This window comes from Anaeromassilibacillus sp. An200 (assembly GCF_002160025.1).
Taxonomy (GTDB): Bacteria; Bacillota; Clostridia; order Oscillospirales; family Acutalibacteraceae; genus Caccousia; species Caccousia stercoris.
The window spans coordinates 15468-40885 of the sequence record NZ_NFJU01000010.1 but is presented as its reverse complement, the minus strand read 5'-3'; the positions used below and the strand labels follow the sequence as shown (position 1 = coordinate 40885).

Sequence of the window (25418 nt, the reverse complement as noted above, 5' to 3'; positions counted from 1 at the left end):
GGAGGTTGTACGATGGCGAATATCACAGATGGGAATTATCTTGTATACAATCAGGGGAACGCTCCTCTTGTCAACAACCACTTTATGCTGAGAGTGGAGCTCCTGTTCGATCTCCCGTGTAAATCGGTCCGGACATTTACACGGGAAATGGAATATGAGCTGATTCAGGAAGGCGGGCTGAACGATTATGTTCACAGACGCAGAAAGCCGAATACCAACCGCTTTTATTTTGAGATCGATCGGTATGTCGGCCTTGATTATATCGACCCGCTGCCGCTTGGCGCGGAGCTGGTGCTGCCGGTTCTGTTGTTTGTCAGCCGTTATCAGGGGCAATTTATTCCCGGTGTCGTCGCGCGCACCTTTGTTTTTACGGGATGCACCGTCACGCGCAAGGATTATGGAGAGCTGGACGCAAAGGAGTCCGGTCTGATGGTGGAGACGACGCGCATTGACTACAATGAAATGCTCTGCATTGATATCCCGTGGTCGAGCGCCGACGTGTTTAACATTGGCAGCGGACCGGCCAACCCTCCCACCAATGCCAAGAGTTCCCCCAATGAGGAGGAAACCGGGACTGGAAACGGCACGGGAGCCGGAAGCGAAACCGGTACTGGAAGCGGCACCGGCACCGGAAATGGAACCGGGGCTGGAAGTGATACCGGTACCGGAAGCAGCACTGACACAGGAAGCGGTACTGGCACTGGAAGTGAAACCGGAGCCGGAAGCAGCACTGGTACTGGAAGCGGTACTGAGGCTGGAGGCAGCACCGGAGCCGAAAGCGGAACCAGCATAGGAAGCGGAAACGAAACCGGGGCCGAAAGTGACACGAGCGCCGAAAGTGGAACTGATACCGAGAATGCAGCCGGAGCCGCAAGCGAAACCGGAGAGGAAAGCAGCTCCGGGAGCGAGGCTGGGAGCGAGAGTCCCTCTGTTCCCAGTAACGAGCAGGAAGTCCGGCAGCCGGAGCCGGAGGAATATGGAAATCTGCTTCATCTGGATGTTTGACCCCCACGAATGACGGAGAAAGGAGGAGAGCTGTCCCGTGATTCTGAAAAAGCCGATCCAACTGAACATGGGGCTGCCGCCTCTGACGATTTCGAGCGTGTTTGAGGAAAAGCTGCTGTCCAATTATGAGCTGATGCCATCCCGGATCACGCCGAAGGAGCTGCTTTATCTGACCACCGCCCCGGCGGAGCTGCCGGAGGATCTGGGCGGGATGACGACGATTGCCGTCAACAACAGCCAGAACAATGTCCATCAGCTTTCCCTGAATGTGGTCAACAATGTGGTCAACCGCCTCCTGCTTTCTCAGGAGCAGAATTTTACTTATCAGGACCGCGTCTATGTTTCCACCGTTCTGCATAAGCTGGGAGTCACAGACGTTAACCAGTTTATGCGGCAGGTCCGCGAGCTGTATGACGAATCGGTGAGCATTGGCCGTCTGAACACGCTGTATCGGGAGAATTCCTCCCGACTGGAAAAGATTTTTGCGCAGATAAACCGGGAGGAACGGCCCTCCGGGAAAGAGCAGACGCCGCAGGCTCCTGCTTTGCCCGCTCCGCGCTACTATCTGCACAATGAGATATACAGCCGTTTGCAGACGGCACAGGTCTATGAAACCTTCTGCTCCCTGATGCAGAACCGTCAGCTTTACTCCGATTCCCTGTTTCGCAATGAGTTGAAGCTGTCCGAACAGTCGCGTGTCAGCCAGGAGCTGAGCCTGTGGAACCAAAAGCAGACGGTGTTTGCCGGACAGGAAACACAGCTTGTCCATGTGCTTCCTCCGGAAAGGGAAACCGAAGAGGAGGAAGCAATTCTTCCCGGACATGCGGAAACAGCGCCCGCGGCAAAGGAGCAGGCCGCCAGACGAAAGGACGCAGCTTCGGGCCGGACGCCGGAACGTGCGCTCACAGCCCCCACTGTGCGCGTCGAGCCGTCCGCCGCCCCGCGCACTTACCTGACGCTGCACCACCATGTCAACCGGTATGAGACGGGAGAGCTTCTGCCCCCGCCGCAGACGGAGGAGCAGGTGCTGGCCCAGGGAGCGCAGGCAATTTTGCTGGCTCTGACGGATCAGGTGCTGTCCACGCAGATCAGCCGCCTGACCGCCAGACACAATCACCAGCAGTGGATTGATATCCGCAGCGCGGTGAGCCAGTCGGTGCAGAACGCGCTGACGCGGTATCAGGAATACCACACAGAGCAGTATGTGCGCCATACGGCGGAGGGAGCGGAAAACCATCTGATGACGGCGCTGTACCGTCAGGAGGAAACGTCGTTCACCCAGCTGCTTCAGCAATATGAGAACAGCCAGGCGGGGCGGCCATTCCCGCCGATCGATCCGTCAAGCGCCGATGCGGATTTGGTGTACCGTTTGGATACACCGGCGGACAGCGCGGAGGAGGAGACGGTGCGCCGTTCCCCGTCCGAACCTTCCCCCGCCGAGATCCGCACCAGGGAGCTGGTAAAAGAATTCAACCGGATCCGGGAAAAGAACCGTGAGCTGGTCAAAGAGGTGCGCGAGGAAGGGCAGCAGACACAGCCGCAAGCATCCGAACAGGTTTCCTCCGATTCCAGACAGCTGTTTGAGGAAGCGCTTGCGCCCGCAGCGATCATGCCGGGGGAAAGCCGCGAAGGCGCGGAGCCTCCCGTGCGTCTGGCGCACCCGGCAGCCGGTGTTTCCGGGGAAGGCGAAGAAGCCGGTCCGGCAGCATACGGGGCTCACCCCCCCGCAGAGCCGGGAACCACGGAGCTGGTGCGGGAGCTGAACCGCGTGGACGAGCGGAACCGGGAAATCCTCAAAGAGGTATTGCAGAATACGGAGCAAAAGGAACAGAGGAGAGCGAGAAACGCACCTCCTCCCGATCCGAAGCGGGTGTTTCGCGATTCCCTTTTGGCGATGCAGAACCCGGAGCAGTTCCTGCGTCAGATGCAGGAGCAGCCGGTCGAGCTGTCGCACCCGCAGCAGGAAAACCCGGCCTTCGAAACCATATTGGAGCACGCCGACGAGCGCACGCGAGAGGTCTATCAGGCGCTGATGCAGTATGAGCGGGATCCCGCCGCCGCGATTGCCGGCGGAGTCCTTCGCCCGGCAGGAGCCGGTGAACTGAACGCCGCCGTCCGGGAACAGCCGATTTCCCGCACGGAGCGGGAGGAACTGACACACCTGCGCCGGGAACAGATCGAGATACAGGATACCGTCCGCGAACAGGTTCATTCCGTGGTGGATCGGTATCTGGAGCCGGAGCAGGCCGCGCAGGCTCCCGTCCCGCAGGAGGGGCGGCGTTCCTCCGCCAGAATCGTGCACCGTGCGCCGGAGCAGCTGTTCAGCGAGGAACTTCTGGAACAGCTGAAACAGCGCCGGACGAACGAGGTGCGCCAGACAGAAGAGACGCACACCGTCACACAGGAGACGGTGAATGAGACACAGATCAACAACATCCGCCAGCAGGTGGTGGAGAGGACGGCGGAGGATATCGCCGAGCTGGTCAATCGCACACTGGCCAGGCAGATCGGCACCATCTCCGATAAGGTTTACGGCCAGATGGAGCGCCGCCTGCAATCAGAGCGTGCCCGGCGCGGCTGGAAATAAGACGCCTGCGCTGAGATACTTTTAAGAGAGGAGAGGGTTTAGGATATGCCGCAGTTTCTGCAAAATCAACTGGGAGCCCTGAAAGGTAAGCTGACATCGTCGGACACCACAGGTGCTCTGATGGGAAAGGCCAACGGCGCGCGCCTGATTATCTGGGATAATCGCCGGACCGGCGCAGGCGCATCGGCAGGTTCTTCCGCCGGAGGAACCGGGGCGTCGATCTCAGGGCTGGCCGCAACGGCCAGCAGCGTTTTGACGGGCGGCACAACGGCGGCACAGACGTCTTCCAGCGGTGTGCAGCGAATTCTGGCTGTCCAGTTCAACCCTTCCTCTCTGGCTTTGTATTCCAATTCCATTGAAGTGAAAAGGCAGGACGCGGTGCGGGATGAGCAGACAGGCGAGCAGCGGGTTCATGTGGATTCCGCGGTGCGCCCCTGGGTGGAACTGAGCGTCGATCTCATTTTCGACCGTGTCAACAACGCGGATGCTTTTATGTGGGATAAGCTCCGGCAGGGCGTTGGAGGTGCTGTGGCGAACGGCATCAACAACGCCATAAAGGGCAACACGGCCCGCACCGTGCAGACGGAGGTGGAGGGACTGCTTGCCGCCATCCGGAACTCGCACACCAGGGAAACGGCGTTTGCCTGGGGAGATTTTTATTTTCGCGGCCATTTGCGGGATCTGGCGTCGGAGTACACCATGTTTTCCGTGGCGGGACGTCCGATCCGGGCCAGAGTGTCCCTGCGAATTCGTCAGGAACAGACACAAACCAGCATGAATTCCTGGATCCGGGATTTTCAGACAGCTTTCGGCGCTTCCCCGGCCACGGGGGCGGCAAATGCGCTCCGTTCCGCCAAGAACCTGATCAACATCGGCATTTAAAGAGGAGGAAAAAAGATGGCGTTCAGTACAGCGGCAAAAAGTTTGTTTTCCTCCTATACCAATGACGCGAAGGCGTCGATCACAGGAAAGACGAGTAAGGCTTTGCTTCTGGTGGAAACTGCGCCCAGCGCAGGAACAGGCGCCGCAGGAGGAAGCGGTTTGTCGGACCGTGCGTCGGCAGCGCTTTCCGGAGGGGTGCAGGCGGTGACAGGCGCGGGCACAGCGGCAGGGCAGTCTGGTGCAGGTCGTGTGCTCCAGCTCTCTGTGCAATATAACCCCTCCTCTATCTCCTTCCGTGCCAGTACGAGCGATACCGAGTTTCGCTATTTGCAGCAGAACATGGATCCGGATATCCCGGCGCAGCATACCCAGCCCGCGTCGATCGTGATGTCTGTCCTGTTGATTTTTGAACAGATCAACATTAAGGACTGCTTTATGCTGGAAAAATTCAAGGTGTCCACGCAGGATGTGGCACAGCTTGCCCTGAACAAGGGGCTGAATCAGAAGGTGTATTCCGTGCAAAGCGTCACAAACGCTTTCATCGGGATGCTTATGAGTGAGGATACGCGCACAGTGACGTTCCAGTGGGCCGGGATGAGCTTTACAGGCGAGGTTTCGGAAGCGCGGGCGGAATACAAAATGTTTTCCATTCACGGACGTCCGGTTTACAGCGAGGTCACGCTGAACCTTTCGCAGAGACTGACAGACAGTGGAGACGAACAGATGTGGAACAGCGCGTTTGACAAGTGCTTCACCGCCTCCGGCAACGCCGTCGCGGGTGGAAAAAAGGTCACGGAGGGGCTGAGCAACCTCCTGAATATCGGGATTTGACAAAGGAGGAATCCGGATGGCGGGATTGATGTCCTCGCTTGGGTCGCTGGGAGGTGCTCTCAGCGGCGCGGCGGGAGGGCTGTCCTATCAGAATCTCAAAAGCAAATATCAGGATTTTTCCCAGCCCGAAGCTGTGGTGGAGTTCAACGGCCAGGTGTTCCAGAGCGATACCATGATAGTCACGGATATCAGCGTGGAAGCCACCTGCGGCTTTGAAGCCTCCGTCGCGACTTTGCGCCTGTACGGTGTTTTTGACATTCATACAGGAAAATTCCGATACAGTGAGATTGAAAAAAATGTGATTCTGGGCGCCTCTTTTGTGCTGAAGTTGGGATATCTCGGTACAGTGCAGACGGTGTTTGTGGGCTTTATTTCCACCATCAGCTTTGGTTTTGAGTCCTCCGATCTGCCCTATATTGAGGTTACCGCGATGGACGTCAAGGGCGTCATGATGGCGAACAGCTACGCCCAGCAGCTGACCTCTCACTCCTACGGCGAAGCCGTTTCCGAGATCCTCAAGCGCACCTCCTATGAGAAGCTGCGCAGCGCCAACGCTATCACCGCTGTCTATGTGACGGATACGCCGGATAAACAAGCGGGCACGGGCGGGAACAAGGCGAGCGCGGAGACCATCGAGATGGTGGAGGAGAGCGACTATGATTTTGTCGTGAAGGCCGCGAAAAAATTCAACTACGAGTTTTTTGTGGATCGCGGGGAGGTCTATTTCCGCAAGGCGAAAAGCGACGCTTCGATTCTGATGGAGCTTGGCGTCGGTTCCGGTCTGGTGGATTTTGAAATCGGGTACGACATCACCGGCCTGGTGGGAAATGTGGAAGTCCGGTCGATGAATCCGGGCACGGGCAAGGTGATCACAGCCAAAAAGAAGCTCACAAACAATCTTTCCACCGGCACCCGGGCCAAGGGGATTATTTCCAGCAGCAAAAAGGTGTATATCGATCCCACTGTGACGACCCAAGAGCAGGCCGACGCGCGGGCGGCTTATCTGGCGGAGGAGATCTCCTACCGTCTCGGCTCTCTGGAGTGCACCTGTCCCGGGATCCCGGATCTCGTTCCGGGGCGCTTTGTCAAAGTCACGGGGCTTGGCGTTCCGGTGGACAATACGTTTTATATTACCAGTGTGATCCATGAGTTCCGGGAAGACACGGGATACCGGACCAGGCTGATCGCCAAGGCCTCGGAGGTGCGCAAATGAGTCTTTATGATATGATGGAAGAAATTTCAGAGAAGCAGGTCACGAAAACGGAGACAGGTGACACGCGGATTTCCGGGGTGGTTGTCGGGGTTGTGGCCAAGAATTACGATAAGGATATGCCCGGGCGCGTCTGCGTCACCATTCCCACGCGGGACGACCGTGCCAATGAGCTGCAATGGGCGCGCAAGGCGTTCCCCAGCGGGGGAAAAAAGGGAGGGCACTATTTTGTGCCTGAGGTGGGCGATCAGGTCCTCCTGGCCTTCGAGGGAGGAAATATTGAAAAGCCTTATATTATTGGCTCTGTGTTGGAAGACAACGCCCCTCTTCTGCGGGGGATGACGGACGAGAACAATCAGTTTAAATGCATCGAAACCAAAAACGGAAGCACCATCCTCTTTGAAGATAACAAGGAAGGGAACGGCGAAAAGGATAAAATTACCATGGAGACGGCGGGAAAGACCCACCAGATCCTCATGGACAACGAAAACAAGCTGATCCGTGTTTCCGATAAGAAAAAAGAAAACATGGTGGAGCTTTCCACGGAAAGCGGGCAGATGGTGCTTCGGGCCAAATCCAAGCTCACCATTGAGGTGGGAGACAACATCAAACTGATCCTCAATGGGGATTCCGGGGCCATTCAGATCACGGCAAACGAGTTCTCCGTCAAAACGAGCAAAAGCGTGCAGATAAAAACAGACGGTATGTTCAAGCAGGAAGGGGCACAGGTCAGCCAGGCCGCGTCCTCCATGTATAAAGCGGAATGCAACGGGATGATGAGCCTCTCGGGAACTCCGATGAAATTGGGCAAATAACGGAAAGGAGCGTCCTTGTGGAAAAGAAAATGTTTTTAGGCACGGGGTTCAAATTCCCACCCAGTGTGGATCCCGGCACAGGGCGTTTTCTGACGTCCTCCGGCGAGCAGAGCGTCAAGGAATCCGTCTATCTGATTCTGATGACGCAGCGGGGGGAACGATGGGTGATCCCGGAGTTCGGAAGCGACTTGATGAGCTACACTTTTATGGATCCGTCCGTGACGATGCTCAATGTAATGTCGAACAGCCTGCGCAGTATCCTGCTTGAACAGGAGCCTCGGATTTCGGATGTGCAGATTGACATCGATCCGCAGACGCGGGAGGGATGTCTGGTGGTCAGTATCCAGTATCGGATAACGGAAAGCAACACGCGGGATAACCTGGTGTTCCCGTTTTATCTGAATGCCGGAAGGATGGAGGAGGAAGCCGATGAAACACAATGATGTGCTGCTGGATCCCCGCAGCGTGCAGGATCTGCGCGGCGAGATCAGGCGGTTGGCGGCTTCCTACACGCCGGAATGGGCGTTCTCTGATACCAACCCCGACGTGGGTTCTGTGGTCGGCCTGATTTTTGCCAACCAGATGGAGGAAAATATCCGCCGAATGAATCTGGTGATGGAAAAATACCACACGGAATTTGTGAATATGCTGAACCTTTCCCTGCGTCCGGCCTATCCGGCCTCCGGTGTGGTGGTAATGAATCTGATCGAAGGCAGCGTCACCGGTGTGCAGGTGCCAGCGGGGACCCGCCTGATTGGCCAGGAGGACACGGAGGATGCGAGGCAGATTTTCTTTGAGACGGTTTCCGATCTCTATGTGACAGGTGCGAAGCTGACGGATGTGTTTCAGGCTTCGGGGACGTTCGGAAAGCTGCTTCCTGTCAGGGGATGCCGTCCGCGTCAGGAGCTTCCCGGAACGGCCGCGCGCGAGGAGCGGGAGGCCGCCGCGGAGGAATCCTTGGAGACGGAGCAGATGCCGGAGATTCCGCTGTTTGATTTTGACGCGCAGGGAATCCAGCGCTGGGCTCTTGTGCTGACGCACGACACCCTGTTCCGCACACGGGAAAATATTGAGCTTCGTGTGGCTGTGCGCGGGCCGCAGGGGGAGGATCTTTCCGAACAGCTTGCCGATCCGTTCCGTTTCCGGTGGAGCTATCTGGAAAACGGCGCCTATGTTCCTTTCTCCCGTGTGGAACCGCGCGATGGAGCGGTATCGCTCTGGCGTGCACAGGCTTCCGGCGGGACGGGGGAGGATGAGACAGCGTATGAGTGTACGGAAATCTGTGTGGAAGCGCTGCGTCCCATCACGGAGAATATCACCATCCAAAGCCTGACGCTCTCCTCAAGCTGTGACAGTCTCCCTCCCGATACGGTTTACGATGGTATGAGCGAGCTGGAACCGGCCTCCTTCCTTCCGTTTGGGGAAACGGTATCGCTCTTTGATGAATGTTATCTGTGTGCCGACAGCGTATTCAGCCAGCGGGATGCCTCGGTCGAGATCTCGTTCCGCCTGCGCACGCAGGAACACCTTGTCAGCCTGTCGCTCGCACAGGAAAAGGAGGAGCTGCGGATCATCAAGCGCAAGCCGCGCACCATTCAGTATCAGGCGGCGCGGACATCCCCCCAGGTGGTTTCCCTTGAATACTTTAACGGGGCGGGCTGGCGCAGGCTGGCCTGTGAGGAGGACTGGAGCAGCCTGTTTGACGGAACGCACGCGGGAGAGTTTACCATCCGCTTCCGCTGCCCCGGAGACTGGCGGCCTCTGGTGGTGGGCGGCTATGAAGGGCGTTCGCTTCGCCTGCGTGTCACAAGGGCGGACGATTGCTATTTGCAGCCCTGCCTCCACACCATGCCGCGTTTGGAAAACCTCATGCTGTCGTATTCCTACGCCGGTGAATGGAAGCAGCCGCAGAAAGTGCGGCGGCTTTGCGGTACCGAGGTGGCGGATCTGACCCGTTCCCTGTGGGCGGGAGAGGCCTTTGAGGGCTTCTGTACCCTTCCTTATGGCGGAAACGCGCTGTATCTCGGCTTTGACCGTCCCATGGACGGCGCGCCGATCAGTCTGCTGTTTGACGTGAAGGAAAGTGCCAACTTTGTGGATGCCCCTCTGCGCTTTGAGTATTCCACGGGGGATGGCTTTGAGCCTTTGCGCGTGGTGGACCATACACGGAACCTTTCGGAATCGGGGACAGTCCTGTTTATCCCTCCCGTTCATTTCGCACGGCGGGAGATTGAGGGCCAGAGCCGCTGGTGGATCCGCCTGGTGGATGAGCGCGGACAGTTTGACAACCCGGATCAGTATCATCCTGTCATCCGCCGGATTCTGCCGAACGCGGTGGAAATCCGCAACCGGATTACCATGCCGGAGGAGGTTTTCTATGTCACCGCCTCCGTGCCCAATATGGAGTTCCCGCTTTCCGCGCGGAACATTCTCTCCGTTGATGTGTTTGTCAGCGAGAAGAGCCGTCTTTCCGTTCCCGCTATGCGCGCCATGCTGGAGGAACACCCCGATGATGTGAGGGTGGAATACGACTTTCTGGGGGAGATTACCGAATTCTATGTGCGCTGGACTGAGGTGGACAATTTTGACCATTCCTCGCCCGGAGACCGGCATTATACGCTGGATCGCATGAACAATGTCCTGCGCTTTGGGGACGGCGTTTCGGTGATGATTCCGCCGGCCCAGCCTGGCCCTGCCTTTACCGTGCAGGCTGTCTGCTGCGACGGAAGCGCGGGGAACCTTGCGGCCGGAAGGGTGCGCCAGTCCTTCTCGCAGCTGCTGTATGTGGAAAGCCTGACAAACCCGCTCCCCGTCGCCTCCGGCAGTGATCTGGAAAGCGTGGAGAGTGCGCGGGAACGCGGAGCCAATCTGATCTGCTCCAAAAACCGGCTGGTCAGTGAGCTTGACTTCCTGCGGGAGGTGCAGGCGTTTGCCTCGTCCATCCGCAAGGTGCGCTGTGTTGTGGGCCGCGATTTTGACGGCTACCCGATGCCGGATGCCGTGAGCATTGCCGTGATGACGGAGGACTACACAGAGAGCAGCCATGTCTTTGCCAATCTCCGGGACCGCCTGCGTGCTCATCTGATGCAGAAGAGCGAGGCTACGCTGCAGGAGCTTTTGATCGGGGAACCGTCGTATGTGGAGATTTCCGTGAGTGTGTGGGCCGGTACAGAGGATCCCGATCATGCGTTTGAGCTTCAGGAGAAGCTGCGCAGGCAGATCGAGGACTATCTGGATCCGTTTACAGGCGGCAGCGGAAGAGGCTGGCCGATCGGTGTGCTGCCGGAGGAAGCCCAGCTGAGCCGCATGCTGCATTCCACGGATTGCGGGCTGGTGGTGAAGCGTTTCTGTGCCACTGCCCGCTATACCGATCGCCGGGGCGTGCATGAGTGCAGCCTGAGCGATATGCGCCCCACACTCTTCATGATTGGCGTGAGCGGGACGCATACTGTCTCGATCCGTTTGAAATGATTTTCCGGCGCGGGTGCGCCGAGACTTTTGGGAACTGGGAGGAACCGGAAATGCTGAACAGCATCAACCTGGATGATAAGAGCTTTGAGGATATTCTGGCGGAGGCGATCTCCCAGATCCCCCTCTATTCCGATGAGTGGACCAATTTCAACCATTCCGATCCCGGCATCACGGTCTTACAGAACCTGTCTGCCTTTTCCATGCTGCAGCAATCGGCCATCAATGAGATTACGGAGCCGATCCAGCGCAGCCTGCTTCGTCTGCTCGGCTTTGAAGCGGCCAAAGACAAACCCGCACATGTCTATGTGTCGTGCGGGATACAGGATCCGCTCTCGCTGCCCGCTCACTGGAAATGCCATGTGGGAGACCTTTGTTTTGAGACGGAACACCCCGTCACGGTGGAGCCTTGGAGTGTAGGAAAAGTTTACACCATCGCCGCGCGAGAAGAATACCGGGACGTCAGTTATCTTCTGGGACGTGCCATTCCCGTGGATGCCGCTGTATTCGGGACGGATCCGGAGCCGGGGATGGGGATGTGCTGCACGCTGACAGGCAGGCCCGCGCCTGGCTCGCAGAGTGTCTTTTGGGTGCAGGCGACTGAAAACACGGGAAGAAACCCGGTAGATCAAAAAGCTCCCGTCAGCTTTGCCGCCTTGAAATGGCAGGCCTGGACTGCTCTCGGCTGGACGGATGTGCAGGCTATAGACGGCACGGATGCTTTTCTGCGGAGCGGAGCTATCCGCCTGACCTTTCCGGAGGAGCCGCTGGAGCTGTGTGATCAGCTGCCGGAGCCCGCGTATGCGGTGCGGTGCCTTCTGGTGAGAGCGGAGTACGATATCGCGCCGCGCATCCACTCCTTTACCGGGAATCTGCTGGAGCTGGTGCAGCGCCGCACACATTCCGCCTGCTTCCAGTTTGCAGGCAGCGGGACGGTTGCGGTAAACAGTGCGATGAGCGGATACGGCAATCTTTTCGTCTGCTGCCGGGAAGAGAAGGGCGGCCCGCTGCTTGCCTACCGGCCGAAGCCTGCCAAAGAGCAGACAGGCCGCTTTTATGCGATGGAGCAGGGAGAGGGAGGAACCCTCCTGCTACATTTTGACAGGGAAAGCTGGGGTTACGGTCCCGCAGAGGGAGAACCGCAAGGGGTGCTGGTCCTGTGCTGGGATGACGAGACCATGTATCACCGTTCGCTTGGGCCTGTGTATGGATATGACGATCAGGTGATTCCCCTGGAGCCATATGGGCATATGATTCCTGATAATTTTTCCCTGCTGGCAGAGATGACCGAAAGGGATGGCCGCGTTACTTATCATCTGGTGGCTCCCGGTGAAACCGATCCGGACGATTTGTGCTATGAAATCCTGCCTTCTCCCGGACAAATCCGGGTCCGCAGGCCCGGACTCGGATCCGGATGCCGCCTGTTTTTGGCTTCCTGCGCCGTTACAGAGGGAAGACGGGGCAACATCCGGGAGCAGAACCGGTTTGAGCCGGAGTCAAGAGAAGGGCTTCCGGCGAAGCTCTCTCTTTTCAATCCAGCTGCCGGGCGGGGCGGGGAAACGTATGAGACGATGGAAGAGGTGCGCCTGCGCTTTGCCGCGGAGATGCGCCGGCCCACCACCGCGGTGACGGAGAAGGATTATGAGGAAATTGTGCGCCGCACGCCGGGGTTGTGCATCCATAAAGTCAAGGCTGTTGTCGACGAAGACGCCAACAGCGTGAGCATCGCGGTGAAGCCGCGATCGGAAAAACCGGATCCGCAGCTTTCCCCCGTTTATCTCAACCAGATCCGTAAATGGTTGGAAATGCACCGTCTGCTGTCTGTTCAGATTACCCTGCGGCAGCCCCAGTATGTTAAAATGAACGTACAGGCAACGATCTATGTCAAAAGTTATCATAACGGAGCCCGGGAAGAAATTGAGTCGGTGTTAGACCGGCATCTGGATTTTTCCGCGGCGGATCGCGGATTTGGGGAGACGGTTTCCTATCACCGCCTGGTTCGGGAGCTCGAACAGCTGCCTTGTGTGGAATCAGTTTACGAACTTTTCTTGATTCCGCAGGCAAAGGGTGATATGATGTATGTAGGCCATGATATCAGGATGGGAAACCACAGCATTTGCCGGCCCGGCCAGTATCTGCTCGAATTGAGTACACGGGACGGAAGCGATTGATCACGGAACAGGGAGAGGAGAAAGCATGGCCGCACTGGTAAAGAAATATCGAATCGGAAAAAACCGGTTGGCACAGGGACTGCTCAAAGGCTTTTCCCTGTCCGACAGCGGAGAGCTGAGAGCTTCCGGAGAGGCTTCGCGCCGTCTTGTCTATCTGGGCGCCCTGGATGGGGTGCAGCCGGATTTCGCCTGGGGCCGCCTGGCTTTTGAGGCGGAGCTGGGAGACGGTATGGCGCTGGGCGTGCGTATTTTCGCATCCAATGAAGCACGGTTCGTCCGCAAGGGCGTCCTCACAGAGATGGATGATTTCCTGCTGGATGAGTCGGTGGGGGAGGAGCCAAAAGCCGCGCTGTTTCTGGCGGCAGGCTGCCTGGAAGCGGTTGGCGTGACGGATTTGCTGCTTAACGGCCTGTCCGGCCGTTATCTGTGGATCTCGGTGGAAGTGCTTGGTACGGGAAACGCCGTGCTCAAGAATTTCCGCGTTTATTCCCCGGAGGACAACTTTTTCAACAGCTTTCCGGAGGTCTATCGGACGGATGGAGATTTTTTCCGGCGGTATCTTTCGATTTTTAATGTCATGTATGCGGATTTCCAGGAAAAGATTGACGCTCTGGACCAGTATCTCGATCTGGACACGGCGCCGACCGCCCTGCTGCCGGTGTTTGCACACTGGCTGGGGCTGGAACTGGATGGGAATTTTCTGGATGACAGCCAGCTGCGGATTCTGTTGAAAAACGCGTTTTCTCTGATCTGTGCAAAAGGGACCAGGAAAGCTATTGTCGGAGTGGTCAGAATTTTGACGGATGCTCCCGTTTATGTACTGGAACGCCAGTCCTCCCAGGGAAAAGAGGCGCCTTATGACTTTACCGTCTTGCTCCAGTGTGTACCGGATGAACGGTTGTATTCCCAGTTGAAATTTTTGATCAATCAATTCAAGCCCCTTCGCAGCAGAGTAAGCCTGGTGTTTTTGGATAATTGCGGACGTCTGGACTCCTTTGCGTGTCTGGATTTAAACGCGGCGGTTTCTGAGCCTGAGCCCGGCAGGGCAGATAAGGGTGCAGCTCTCAACGGCTTGGTTTGTTTACAGTAAAACGCAAGGAGGAAAACGGCTTTATGACGATTTCATCTACAATGCAGGAGAATCAGGTGGTGCTCAAAATTGACGGACGGGTGGACACCAACACCAGCCCGCAGCTTCAGAGCGCTATTTTGGATGCTTTTCAGCGCTCCTCGCACATTGTGCTGGATTTTGAAAAGGTTCCGTACATCAGCAGCGCCGGTTTGCGCGCTCTTCTGATCGGGCAGAAAACAGCCAATTCCAAGCGCGGAAGCATGGAATTGATCCACGTCTGCCCTGCTGTGATGACGATTCTGCAGTCCGTTGGATTTGCGGACATTCTGACTATTCACTGAAAACAGTTTTGCGTCTCTTCCATAGAAAAAGCCGTATCCAGTTCCATCGGGTGAGGATGGAGCCGGATACGGCTTTTTCTTTTTCACAGGATTGGCGGTTCAGCGAACCTCCAACACCATCATGGTAATGTCATCAAACTGCTCCGCGCCGGAAGCAAAGGTGTCCATGGAAGCTTTCACGCCGCTGAGGAGCTGGTCAAGCGGGAGCATGGCGTTTTTGTTGAGGGATTCCAGCAAACGATCGTCGCCGAACAGCTCGCCGGCCGGATTGTTGGCCTCCGTCACGCCGTCGGTGTAAAGGAAAAGCCGATCACCTTTTGCGAGGGAAATCTTTTCTTCCTTGTAACGCATGCCTTCCAGACCGGCCAGCACAAAGCCGGGATTGATTTTCAGGAAGGAGAATTCCACGCCGTCCCGGCGCAGGACAGGGGGATTGTGGCCTGCATTGACGTAGGTAAGTTCAAAGGTATCAAGGTCCAGCACGGCCATAAACGAGGTGACAAACATGCCTTCCCCGTTGTTTTCACAAAGCTGGTCGTTGACACGGGTAAAAACCTCACCGAGAGGAATCTCCGGCTGTGTCTGGTTTTTGATCAGCGTTTTGGCAATCACCATAAAGAGAGCGGCAGGCACCCCCTTGCCGGACACGTCGGAAATGACAAGAGCAAGGTGCTTGTCATCCACCAGGAAGAAATCGTAAAAGTCGCCGCCGACCTCCTTTGCGGGGTCCATCGTGGCGTAGATATCAAATTCCTGGCGATCCGGGAAGGGAGGGAAAATGCAGGGAAGCATATCGCGCTGGATGTTGCGGGCAACGTTCAGCTCCGCCTGCGTTTTCATCGCGCGGGAGGACCAGATCGCGTTGGAGAAGATCAGCCAGTACATAACCGCGAAGATCAGGCAGATGACCAGATAAAACAGCACGAATAGGATGCCCGTCTGCGGCAGAAGCCCCACAGACTGTACGATCTGCACGATGCAGAAGAAACCAAAGCAGGCGATGAACGGGATCGGCACATACCGCCCCATCTTATGTGAGAGGATGTTGAACACATCGATCACAGTGCGCCGCAGGAATGCGACAAAAATGATGCCGATGATGGCCGCAATCAGTGCCTTCATGATGGTGAAGGGGATGAGGAAACGGTAGCCCTCCGGGCCGTAAGGGTCAATGTTGTTGATGAGAGCCGTGGTAGAAAGGCCCGTAAGGAAGGAGCCGACATTGGAGAGAAAGATGACGGTCACCACGGTGAACAGCTTCGTGCTGATGGGCTCTTTGTAAAGATAGAAGCAGGGGAGCGGCAGGAAAATCATCCATCCAAAAAAGATGAAGTAGTCATACCACTGAGGGCCTGTGAATCTGCATCCGAGCCAGGCGAAGATAAAATAGCATACGAGGGAAAGTCCCCAGCTCAGCCAGGCAAAGACAGGCTTTCGTTTACATTCCAGCGTAATATGCGTCAGAATGACAGCGAGCAAGGCGGAAACAAGACCGGCAGCTGCATACCAGAAAGAATTTTCCGTCAAAATATTCATGAAAATGGATACCTCCTCCGTACGGAGCGAGCCTTACAGGCCGAACGCTCCCAGCATGTCGAGATTAGTCAGGCAGGTGACAAGATAATCGCGGCTGATTTCCGGCCAATGGAAGCCGCTGCGGCCCAGAATACCGGCCGTCAGGCGGCATACATAGCCAATTTCATAATGGCCTTCGGCGGAGCCCTCCAGCTCGGAGATGATATCCACCAGAAGCTCTCGTTTATCCGGCTGCGTCAGGATTTCCGAGATACGCTCTTCATACTCGCTGTCCTCCAGGCAGGCGATCTCATATCCAATGTCGCGCAGGCTTTCAAAGATGATGCGGTAAGAAGTGCGCTTGTCGTTGAAGATGTGGAAAATGGGCTGCGCGGAGGTGATGCCCGCAAATTTGACAATCAGCTGGGCTGTGCAGTCCACAGGCGAGTAATCCACATCGCTCTCCCAGACGGAACGGGGTGCGAAGCCGAGACGGATGTAAGCCTTGAGCCGGGAGGTGAAGGCGTTGGTGGCATGGTTGATCTGGAATTCACCGTCGGAAAAGCGTCCCTGCAAGTTTCCAACGCGCAGGATATGGGCTTTCAGTCCCCGCTGAATTCCGGCCAGTACCTCGCGTTCTCCCAGGAATTTGCTTGCCGCGTAATCGTTGCTCAGGTCCTGATGGAAATAGAAATCCTCCTCCGTCAGATAGGGGCGGTATTCTGTGCGGCCCTTCAGGCCAAACTGTCCAACCGTGGGGGTGGAGATGTGGAAAAGGGCGGCATTTTGTTCCAGGCAGAGAGACGCCAGGCGGCGCACACCGTCCACGTTGATCTGATACATCGCTTCACCGTAGGTGAAGTGAGAAACATCGGCCGCGCAGTTGATGGCAAGCTGGAATTCCGGCTTTGCGCCGGCAAACACATCATCTTTGGTCAAATCGCCTTCCAGTACCGTCAGGCGGGTCTCAAAGGCTTCGTCAAAGCTGTCGCCGAAATAGTAGAAGAGCATGGTTTTCAGGCGCTGCTCCGCGGTAAGCTTTCCTTTGGCGCGTGCCATGCAGATGACGGAGGAATCCGTCGTTTCAATCAGCTCCCGCAGGACATGAAGCCCCAGATAACCCGTGGATCCGGCCAGAAGAATACGCTTTGGCGGGGCCTGGAAGGAGGCGTCCTGCTTCCATGTGAGCAGCGGTGCGAGGGAGTCATAGTCAAACGCGGCGATTTCCGGCCGCTCCTGAACGGCTTCCTCCTGTTTCAGGCCGGAGCACATCAGGCGGACGGTTGGGCTGGAGAAAATGGTGGAGTATTTCAGCGAGATTCCGGCTGCCTCTGCCTCGATCGCAAGGTGGGCCGCGAGAAGGGAATCTCCGCCAATCTCAAAGAAATTGTCCTCCGTACCGATCCGATCCTTTTCCAGCAGGCGGGCGATGATGCCGCACAAAATCTCTTCCTGCTTGTTTTCAGGAGCCCGGTACTCCACATGGACCGACACCTTGAGAGCGGCCAGCGCTTTTTTGTCGGTCTTTCCGCTGGAGGTGGTGGGCATTTCTGGAATTTGCAGAAATGCGGAGGGAACCATATAATACGGAAGCTTGCGGGAAAGAGCGTCCTTGAGCTCCTGCACGGGAATTGAGCGGGCTGCGGTAAAGTATCCGCACAGGAATTGTGTTTTTCCATCGGTTTTGAGAAGGACGCAGCAGTTGGATACGCCGGGGACAGAGGAGAGCACAGCTTCGATTTCCCCGAGCTCAATGCGCAGGCCGCGCAGTTTGACCTGATCATCCATTCGTCCCAGATAGAGCAGCTCACCGCTGCGGCTCCAGCGCACCAGATCGCCGGTGCGGTACATCCGTTCCCCATCCGCGTCAATAAAGCGTGCGGCAGTTTCTTCCGGAAGATTCTGATAGCCGCGAGCCAGGCCGACTCCGCCGACACACAGCTCGCCGGGGCATCCGGCCGGGAGAAGCTGGCCGCGCCGCCCAAGAATCCGCACAGGCAGATTTCTTACGGGACGCCCCAGATTCGCGTTCGGGCCAAATACCTCCTGCACGGTGGTGACGATGCTGACCTCCGTGGGACCGTAAGCGTTAAATACATGCAGATGAGAGGAAAGTCCGCGAAGCTTTTCCCACAGAAGCGGCTGGAAGGCTTCGCCGCCGCTCATCAGCACCTCCAGGTTTTTCGCGGCCTGGCGGAAATCCTCATAGCCAAGATAGGAGATGAGGCGGGACGGGGTGGCAAACAGAACGTTGGTGCCTTCCTCCTGCATTCTTCTGCCAAGCAGGGCGGGGTTGTCGATCTCCTCCTGCGACGCGAAGCATACGGTAACCCCGTTGAGCAGCGGCGTGAAAATTTCCAGCACGGAGATATCGAAGGAAAGCGAACCGATTGCCAGAACGGATTTACCGTGGCGGGCTACCGCCCCGATGAGCGGGCAGCTTGCCGGACGGGCCAGGTTGACAAGGCCGCGGTGCTCAATCAGGACACCCTTCGGACGGCCTGTGGTGCCGGAGGTGTAAATGCAGTAGCAAAGGTTCTGCGGCAAAATCTCCGCCTGCGGCTTTTCCCGAGAAGCCGCGACAGCCTCGGAGAAGGGAAGAATGGAAATCCCCTGCGGCAGAAGGGGCACAAACTCCTCCTCTGTAATCACACAGGATATGGCGGCATTTTCCAGCATATAGGCAATGCGATCCTGCGGATAGGTCGGTTCCAGGAACAAGAAGCCCTGTCCGGCTTTGAGAATACCGAGCACGGAAACCAGCACGCCGGTTCCGCGCGGCAGCATCACTGCCGTCAGACGCTCTCCGGGGCCGGTACGCTCCAGAAGGGCGTTGGCCACAGCGTTGGCGCGCAGGGAGAGCTTTGCGTAGGTGAAAGCCCCGTCCGCACCGCGCACCGCACAGCGGTCCGGCGTTTTGGCAGCCTGTGCCTCAAACAGGTCAACAACGGTTTCCGGGGAGGGAGGATCCATGTGTTCCAGCTGTCCCAGCCGATCGAGAAGCTCCTTTTCCTCCGGCGCGATGATCGAATAGGAGCCGATCGGGAGGTCGGGAGACGAGAGGGCTGTTTCGAGGACCTGCATCACACCTTCATGGAGACGGCGGATTTCATCCTCATTGAACAGTGCCTTACGGTGATCGTAGAACACCGTATAGCTGTCGTCAAACAAATCCAGCACATGCAGGATCAGATTTCCCATCATGGAAGAGGGATCTCCGAACCACACGTCGATGGGGAAATGGTATTCTCCCGTATCAATCCGCGTTTTTTGGTAGGAAACGGAAGCGTCAATCAGATCTCTGCCCAGATCCTGGCTGGAGGAAATATTCTCCACAATTTTCATCAGCGGGTATTTTTTATGCTGCGCGGCTTCTCCGGCCCGTGCGGCAACCGCCCGGCACAGCTCGGGGAAGGTCTGCTCCGGATCGGGCGTGCACCGCAGCGGCAGTTCCATCACAAACATGCCCACTGTGTCGCGCTCCGCCTCCGTGTCCCGGTTCAGGCGCGGCATTCCCATCACAACGTCGCGGCAGTCCGCGCGCTGATAGAAGGACAGGCAGAGAGCTGCCGTAAAGAGGATATAGGGCTGCAATTTATGAGAGCGGGCAAACTCCTTAACCCGCCGGGAAAAGGAGGACGAGAGATGAAACACGCGCCGCGTCGCGGAGCGATCCGCTGCCATATCGGGAGCCAGATAGGATTCTCCCAGGGAGAGATCCCGCAGCGTTTCCTGCCAGAAGGAGCGATCCTCCTGCTCCTGAGCACTTCCCGCGTATTCCTGTTCCTGCGGCAGAAAATCAACGGGGGAAGGATGATGGTGTTCCGGGGTTTTTCCGTCACGGATTTGCAGGTAGTTGGTGAAAATTTCCGACCAGAGAAGGCCGGTGGCCCAGCCATCGCACCAGATGTGGTGGAATTTGCAGAACAGGCCGTCCATGGTGTCGGAAAGCAGAACATGGCGGAATTCCACAAGAGGAGTGTTCAGCAGACGGAAGGGGCGGTGTCCCCAGCGGCGGAAGGCTTCCTCCTGCTCCTCCTGGCGGAGGGAACGGAGATCCTCCGTGCGCAGAGGCTGTTCGGTGTATGGGGCGATATATTGCATGTAAGAGCCGTCGCGCTCTGCCAGCTGCGTGCGTGCGCCGGGGTTTTCACGCAGAAAAAGGTTGACCGCCCGCTCCAGGCAGTCGTGGCGGAGCGGTTCCCCGGCTTTCAGGACAAAATACAGAACATTGACGTCCGTACCGGAAGCAACAAGCTCCTGAGATTCTATGTTTTGCTGAGCATAGGAAAGGGGAAATAACATCTGTTCCATAAGCGGCAGTTCCTTTCAATATGAACCGGACAGAGAAGAGACTGTCCAAAAGCAAGCAGTAATTTGGGGGGCTGTTTGATCAAGCGGCGAGGCAAAGCAAAAAGCCGCATTGGCAATCAGCCCAAAGAGACAGGATAAAATTCCAAAAAGGAAGATCGCGGACGTTTGTTACTGGTCCGGATCTTCCTTTTCGTCTGTTGGCTGAGGTGGAAAAAGAACCTTTTTCATGGTAAAGCAGTTTTGCCCATCCCGATACTCATAAAAAACCTTATCCATGCTTTTGCGCACCATGTAAATCCCAAGGCCGCCAATCTGGCGTTCTTCGGCGCTCAGCGTAATATCGGGATCCTTTCGGGAGAGGGGATCGTACGGTGTACCGCGATCCTTGAAATCAATCTGGATGCTCAAAGGCTCCTGCTCCAGTTTCCATTCGAGCGTAACAGGACCACGCCCCGGTTCATAGGCGTAGAGAGCAATGTTTACATAGATTTCCTCCACGGCGATATCAAGAACAGTTTTTTCCTCCTCCGGTACGCCGAGCGCATCCAGAGGGGCGTTGACGAAATCGAGAACCGTGTCAAGCTTTTGGGTATCCGCGGAGATTGTGATGGATTTAGCTCTTGGAAGATCAGAAGGCAGCGATTTATTCACAACACCACATCCCTGTTTTCAAAGTTGCCTGTTTTCAGAAAATACTCCCGTGGTTTATCAAAAAAACCGGGAGATAAGCGGCTTCCGGATACCGGAAGCGTTTGTCAGCGTATTTCTATTATAAATCGGATAGAGCGCTTTTGTAAAGTGTCTTGAGAGAAGGGAAGAAAAAGCTTTAGAAATTTTTTAGAAACCTTTTGCGGATAAGACAAATTGAACCGAATAAAAACAACGGCAGTGCTCTGAGCACTGCCGTTGTGGGAAAAGAAACCGTTATTTTTTTACGGCGGAGACAAGCAGCATCATAGGACGGCGCATTTCGTCCTTCATGCCGTCAAGATCCATCATTTCTTTTGGCGGCTGCGGTTCCACAATACGCTGAAGTTCAAATCCATGCCGGAGCAGCGTATTCAGGTATGTTGTTAATGTCCGATGATACTTGATAACTTTTTCTCCCAGGAAGATCGCTTCCCTGCTTCCCTCATAGTAATAATTGTCCACCGGAAAGTGAAGGATTTTCCCGTTTTCATCGTAATACCAGTCCTGTGTTCCGTAGGAAGTGAAAACAGGGTGCTCCACGGAGAAAACAAAGCTGCCGCCCTGTTTGATCCATTTGGAAATGCTCGAAACCAGCGGGTCAAAATCTTTAATATAATGAAAAGCCAGAGAACTTAGAACCACATCGAATGTGGCCGCAGGGAAATCCAGATCCTCCATGGCGATACACCGATAGTCAATCTGCGCGGCGGAGTTGATTCTTTTCGCGGTCTCAATCATTTTTTGGGAAATGTCCGTGCCAAGTACAAAAGAGGCCTTGCTGTCGGCCGCGTATTTGCAGTGCCAGCCATAGCCGCATCCCAAATCAAGGACGTTTTTTCCCTGAAAATCAGGAAGAAGCTTTTGCAGCTCAAACCATTCTCCCGCGCCTTTCAGGCCCTTTTGGGAACGCAGCATTTGGCTGTATTTTTGAAAAAAGATTTCATTATCGTATTTGTTTTCTTTCATGCCGAGGTCCTCCTGTGTAAATATCTCCGATGTGCGGCGAGTTTATCCGCATAGTGCAAAAACGCTTCAAAATCTTCCTTGGAGCTGCGCCACAGATCGTAAAAAGGCTGCAAAATGCTCTCATATCCATTTTTTAATTCCGCAAGACCTGTTTCCGTGATAAACAGCTGATAGCTCCGTTCATCTTTGACCTGGCGCTGTTTGCGGATGCATTTTTTTTCATCCAAAGATTTCAGGCAGCGGCTCACCGCTTCTTTTTTCATGCCGGTTCCTTGACTGAGCAAAACAGGAGTGTTGCACTCGGGATTCAGATACAGGCGGGCAAGAAGCTCACATTCGCTGGCTGTCAGGATGGATTTGCGCATGGGCAGCAGGGCGCGCATGATTTTTTGAATTTGCTGCTGGTAATGCATCATGTCGGTCCATTCCACACAGGTCACGCTCCTTCGGCATATAGTTAACGATGTTAATTATATGCCGGAATGCTTGCTGTGTCAAGACCTTTTGGGAAAACACATTCTCACGCTTCCCCCATCCCGCACAGCCGCCACTGCCAGGCGCAGAACACCCCCAGCAGGGCGGGCAGATTCCTCCGGGCCGCTGGAAGCGGACGGTGGGGCTGCTCACGGCACGGGCCTGCGGCTGGTGGCCCAGATTGCCGCCGCCCATGGGGGCAAAGCGGAATTTCACGGCGGTACGCCTTACCGCTGTGAGCTTGTGTCTGCCGGTCAGGGAATCAGGGAGGCATTTCTTTTGATTGCCAGACAGGGCTGTCCATGCTAAGATAGAACCAGTAAACAGTGAGAGTCCTGCCCGGCGGCGGGGGTCTGCCGGGCGTTGAAGCCAGGGAAAGGAGACTGTTATGCCGCGCACCGATGTTACACAGATGCTTTTCGCAAAGCTTTATCCCTTGCTGGTGAACAAGGCGGAACGCAAGGGACGTACCCGGGAGGAGGTGGATCAGGTCACCTCCTGGCTTACCGGCTACACGCCGGAGGAGATCGCCCGCCTGGAGCAGTCCGAAGTCCGTTATGGTGATTTTTTCCTGCACGCTCCCGCCATGAATCCGGACCGCGCTCGGATTACAGGCACGGTGTGCGGCGTCCGGGTGGAAACGATCGAGGATCCGCTGATGCGGGATATCCGGTACCTGGATAAGCTGGTGGATGAGCTGGCCAAGGGCAAATCCATGGAACAGATTCTGCGGAAGGCATAAAACAGCCGCCCGAAGCTTCCAACAATGCAGAAGCTTCGGGCGGCTGTTCCATGTTTTCCTCCGCTCGGCTTTTTATTCCTGAAGCGTCCAGCCGAAATCGTTGTGGTAGATCATCTGACGGGTCATGCCGCCGTCAATGCAGATGTTTTCCCCTGTGATAAATCCTGCCTTGTCCGAGCACAGATACAGCACCATGTTGGCAATGTCCAGCGGGTTTCCCACCCGTCCGGCAGGCTGCTGAACCGCGTCCGGCCCTTCATACACAGTGTAGGCCGTGTCAATCCAGCCGGGAGAGATGGAATTTACCCGCACTCTGCCCGCCAGGCTGACCGCGAGGGCGTGGGTCAGGGCGGAGATTCCACCCTTGGCAGCCGTGTAGCTCTCGGTTTGGGGCTGGCTCATCCGATCCCGGGAGGAGGAGATGTTTACGATAGCCGCACCGGGAGCAAAATAAGGCGCGAACAGCTTGGTCAGGTAAAAGGGCGCGGTGACTCCCACGCGCAGAGCGTAGTTGAATTCCTCGTAGGTGCAGGTATCAAGGCCCTTCATCAGCGGCAGAGCGTTGTGGATCAGATAATCCACGTGGCCGTAATCATCGATCACCTTGCGGGTGAAATCCTCCAAAACGCCCGGATCTGCCAGGTCGCCGACGAAATACGCATTGGGAAGCCGATCGATGACGCATACCTGGGCGCCGGCCTTGCGGAATTCCTCCGCGATAGCCTTTCCGATTCCTTTGGCTCCGCCGGTCACAACGGCAATTTTGTTTTCAAACATCCTGTTCCCTCCTCACTCCGCGTCCTCGTCCAGGGCTTCCACCAGAAAGCTGACCGGGCGGAAGCCATCGTTGCAGGAAAGCATGGCGGATTTTGGGTTTTTCATCCAACCATCATAGAAGTTTTCGCCGCCATGGCTCAGAGCCAGCACAAAGGGGGACAGGGTGTCCCAGGCACTCTGGCAGAAGCCCTCCGGCTTTTCCCATCCGTTGGCAATGAAAACCTGTCCCTCCTCCATGCCGCAGGCGTGGGAGATGGGATTTTCATATTGGCGCATCAGATCCTCATACCGGGTGATGCGCATGACGGTGATTTTACATTTTTTCATATAAGGATGCCCTCGCAGTGATCGATCTCATGCTGGATGATCTGAGCCGTCCAGCCGGTGAAGGTTTTCAGGCGTTCCTGGAAATTTTCATTCTGCCAGCGGACCTTGATGGATTTCCACCGCTTGACAGGGCGTGTGCCGCTGAGGGAGAGACACCCTTCCTCCGTGCTGTAAGGACCGGCGCGTTTGACGATCTCCGGATTGAGCATCACCATATATTCCCCCTCGTTGTCAAAGGCGATGATGCGTTTGTTTACGCCGATCATATTGGCGGCCATGCCCACGCATCCTTCCTTGTGGTGCTCCAGCGTTTCCAGCAGATCGGCGGCGATCGGGAGATCCTCCGGCGCGGCAGGCTCCGCCTTCTGTGCCAGAAACGCTTCGTCCTTGCAGATATCCCGGATCATGACAGGCTCTCCTCGTGCTTCCGGATGATGTCTGCAATCTCCTGAGCCGCGATGTGGGAGCCTGCTTCGTTGGGATGATAGCCGTCCTCACCATAAAGATTCTGGGTCTTGGACAATTCGTAAAACCGCTGTCCCACATCGGCGATGAGAGTGTGGTTTTCTTCGGCGGCTTTGTGGTATGCTTCAAACAGCCCGCGGGCCATCTCCTCATAGTCCCAGCCCTTGGCTGTCAGCTCGGCTCCGCCTTTTTGATAAGCCCAGGTGGCGTAAAGGATCGGTATGGCGCCGTTTTCCCGGATCTGTCCGCAGAGCTGTTCCACGCTGGAAAAGAAGCTTTTGGGGGAGGTGATGGGTCCGTGGCTCATCTCCTGAAGCACCACATAATCCCAGTGCTCCTCCCGCAGGGCGGCCTGCGTCTGTGCGCCTAGTTGAGTCTCGGGATTCAGCTGTTCCGACAGCCGTGCTCCGCCCCGCGTGTGGTGGACTACTTCCGCGCCGGTCAGTTCCGCCAGCATCCGCGGCATATCGTTGGTGAAAATAAAGCTGTTGCCCAGCATGAGAATACGCATGGTAAAGCTCCTTTCTGTAGGTACGTCTTTTAATATTCCGTGGAGATTTCTTCCTCTCCGATGCCGTAAAGACGCCGGAATTCCTCCAGATCCCCGGGGGTGCGGATCAGCATGACTTCGCTGAATTTTCCGCTGTGCAGGTTTTGGAATCCCGCCACCTTTTCCCCTGTGCAGATGCTGGAGCGGATCACCGGCCTGCACACGTCCCTGTCATAGGGAAGAGGTTTCTGCTTTTTTCTGAAAAACATCGTATCA

The 25418-nt window shown here is 56.3% G+C and carries 23 protein-coding genes; 13 read left to right on the top strand and 10 right to left on the bottom strand.

The features are described 5' to 3' along the window. Nucleotides 1-12 precede the first annotated feature (12 nt). The 11 genes from B5F35_RS19000 to B5F35_RS06820 are packed head-to-tail and all read left to right on the top strand — an operon-like array spanning nt 13 to nt 14382. Nucleotides 13-1005, top strand: coding sequence for a hypothetical protein (locus B5F35_RS19000; protein WP_087239363.1), 993 nt, complete (start codon nt 13-15; stop codon nt 1003-1005). A 37-nt stretch (nt 1006-1042) separates the two neighbouring features. After that, nucleotides 1043-3592 (top strand): prolipoprotein diacylglyceryl transferase, encoded by a 2550-nt coding sequence (locus tag B5F35_RS06865; RefSeq protein ID WP_087239361.1) that lies wholly within the window; start codon nt 1043-1045, stop codon nt 3590-3592. 45 nt (nt 3593-3637) lie between these two features. Beyond that, nucleotides 3638-4474, top strand: a complete 837-nt coding sequence (locus B5F35_RS06860; RefSeq protein ID WP_087239359.1) for a CIS tube protein — start codon at nt 3638-3640, stop codon at nt 4472-4474. Nucleotides 4475-4489: 15 nt separating this feature from the next. Further along, nucleotides 4490-5305 carry a CIS tube protein gene (locus B5F35_RS06855; RefSeq protein WP_087239357.1) on the top strand — a complete coding sequence of 272 codons (816 nt, stop codon included), beginning with the start codon at nt 4490-4492 and terminating at the stop codon, nt 5303-5305. 16 nt (nt 5306-5321) lie between these two features. Then, a complete protein-coding gene (locus B5F35_RS06850) occupies nt 5322-6518 on the top strand; it encodes a phage late control D family protein (protein WP_087239355.1) in 1197 nt (398 codons plus the stop codon). Further along, entirely contained in the window at nt 6515-7330 is an 816-nt protein-coding gene (locus B5F35_RS06845; protein WP_087239353.1) for a phage baseplate assembly protein V, read from the top strand. The genes B5F35_RS06850 and B5F35_RS06845 overlap by 4 nt, the downstream gene beginning before the upstream one ends. Nucleotides 7331-7347: 17 nt before the next feature. Then, the gene (locus B5F35_RS06840; protein WP_162611356.1) at nt 7348-7773 is read left to right on the top strand and encodes a gp25 family contractile injection system sheath assembly initiator; all 426 of its coding nucleotides are present in this window, start codon (nt 7348-7350) and stop codon (nt 7771-7773) included. Further along, a complete protein-coding gene (locus B5F35_RS06835) occupies nt 7760-10801 on the top strand; it encodes a baseplate J/gp47 family protein (RefSeq protein WP_087239349.1) in 3042 nt (1013 codons plus the stop codon). Before B5F35_RS06840 ends, B5F35_RS06835 begins: the two co-directional genes overlap by 14 nt. Before the next feature lie 50 nt (nt 10802-10851). Further along, nucleotides 10852-12969 carry a baseplate J/gp47 family protein gene (locus tag B5F35_RS06830; protein WP_087239347.1) on the top strand — a complete coding sequence of 706 codons (2118 nt, stop codon included), beginning with the start codon at nt 10852-10854 and terminating at the stop codon, nt 12967-12969. A gap of 25 nt (nt 12970-12994) precedes the next feature. Next, entirely contained in the window at nt 12995-14059 is a 1065-nt protein-coding gene (locus B5F35_RS06825) for a phage tail protein (protein WP_087239345.1), read from the top strand. 23 nt (nt 14060-14082) lie between these two features. Next, entirely contained in the window at nt 14083-14382 is a 300-nt protein-coding gene (locus B5F35_RS06820; RefSeq protein ID WP_087239343.1) for an STAS domain-containing protein, read from the top strand. 99 nt (nt 14383-14481) lie between these two features. Here B5F35_RS06820 and B5F35_RS06815 read toward each other — a convergent pair whose 3' ends face one another. The 5 genes from B5F35_RS06815 to B5F35_RS06795 all read right to left on the bottom strand — a co-directional run bounded on the left by B5F35_RS06815 (nt 14482) and on the right by B5F35_RS06795 (nt 22298). Further along, a complete protein-coding gene (locus B5F35_RS06815) occupies nt 14482-15918 on the bottom strand; it encodes a PP2C family protein-serine/threonine phosphatase (RefSeq protein ID WP_087239341.1) in 1437 nt (478 codons plus the stop codon). A gap of 33 nt (nt 15919-15951) precedes the next feature. Beyond that, nucleotides 15952-20211 (bottom strand): non-ribosomal peptide synthetase, encoded by a 4260-nt coding sequence (locus B5F35_RS06810; RefSeq protein WP_087239339.1) that lies wholly within the window; start codon nt 20209-20211, stop codon nt 15952-15954. Nucleotides 20212-20379: 168 nt separating this feature from the next. Then, on the bottom strand, nt 20380-20862 hold the full coding sequence (locus tag B5F35_RS06805) for an ATP-binding protein (protein WP_242969425.1): 483 nt from the start codon (nt 20860-20862) through the stop codon (nt 20380-20382). 273 nt (nt 20863-21135) lie between these two features. Then, the gene (locus B5F35_RS06800; RefSeq protein ID WP_087239337.1) at nt 21136-21867 is read right to left on the bottom strand and encodes a class I SAM-dependent methyltransferase; all 732 of its coding nucleotides are present in this window, start codon (nt 21865-21867) and stop codon (nt 21136-21138) included. Further along, nucleotides 21864-22298, bottom strand: a complete 435-nt coding sequence (locus tag B5F35_RS06795; protein WP_087239335.1) for a MarR family winged helix-turn-helix transcriptional regulator — start codon at nt 22296-22298, stop codon at nt 21864-21866. The genes B5F35_RS06800 and B5F35_RS06795 overlap by 4 nt, the downstream gene beginning before the upstream one ends. Nucleotides 22299-22341: 43 nt before the next feature. Here B5F35_RS06795 and B5F35_RS06790 point away from each other — a divergent pair, with 43 nt between their 5' ends. Continuing rightward, nucleotides 22342-22650 carry a hypothetical protein gene (locus B5F35_RS06790; RefSeq protein WP_140401168.1) on the top strand — a complete coding sequence of 103 codons (309 nt, stop codon included), beginning with the start codon at nt 22342-22344 and terminating at the stop codon, nt 22648-22650. Nucleotides 22651-22729: 79 nt separating this feature from the next. Beyond that, the gene (locus B5F35_RS06785; protein WP_087239331.1) at nt 22730-23083 is read left to right on the top strand and encodes a DUF2200 domain-containing protein; all 354 of its coding nucleotides are present in this window, start codon (nt 22730-22732) and stop codon (nt 23081-23083) included. Between the two features lie 72 nt (nt 23084-23155). Here B5F35_RS06785 and B5F35_RS06780 read toward each other — a convergent pair whose 3' ends face one another. From B5F35_RS06780 to B5F35_RS06760, 5 genes are read right to left on the bottom strand one after another with little or no spacing between them, the layout of a single operon-like run. Beyond that, nucleotides 23156-23860, bottom strand: coding sequence for an SDR family oxidoreductase (locus B5F35_RS06780; RefSeq protein WP_087239329.1), 705 nt, complete (start codon nt 23858-23860; stop codon nt 23156-23158). A 12-nt stretch (nt 23861-23872) separates the two neighbouring features. Next, nucleotides 23873-24187, bottom strand: a complete 315-nt coding sequence (locus B5F35_RS06775) for a TIGR04076 family protein (RefSeq protein WP_087239328.1) — start codon at nt 24185-24187, stop codon at nt 23873-23875. Next, the gene (locus B5F35_RS06770; protein ID WP_087239326.1) at nt 24184-24594 is read right to left on the bottom strand and encodes a peptide deformylase; all 411 of its coding nucleotides are present in this window, start codon (nt 24592-24594) and stop codon (nt 24184-24186) included. Before B5F35_RS06770 ends, B5F35_RS06775 begins: the two co-directional genes overlap by 4 nt. After that, on the bottom strand, nt 24591-25163 hold the full coding sequence (locus B5F35_RS06765) for an SGNH/GDSL hydrolase family protein (RefSeq protein ID WP_087239324.1): 573 nt from the start codon (nt 25161-25163) through the stop codon (nt 24591-24593). The genes B5F35_RS06770 and B5F35_RS06765 overlap by 4 nt, the downstream gene beginning before the upstream one ends. Nucleotides 25164-25192: 29 nt before the next feature. Continuing rightward, nucleotides 25193-25411, bottom strand: coding sequence for an aspartate dehydrogenase (locus B5F35_RS06760; RefSeq protein ID WP_087239322.1), 219 nt, complete (start codon nt 25409-25411; stop codon nt 25193-25195). Nucleotides 25412-25418 lie beyond the last annotated feature (7 nt).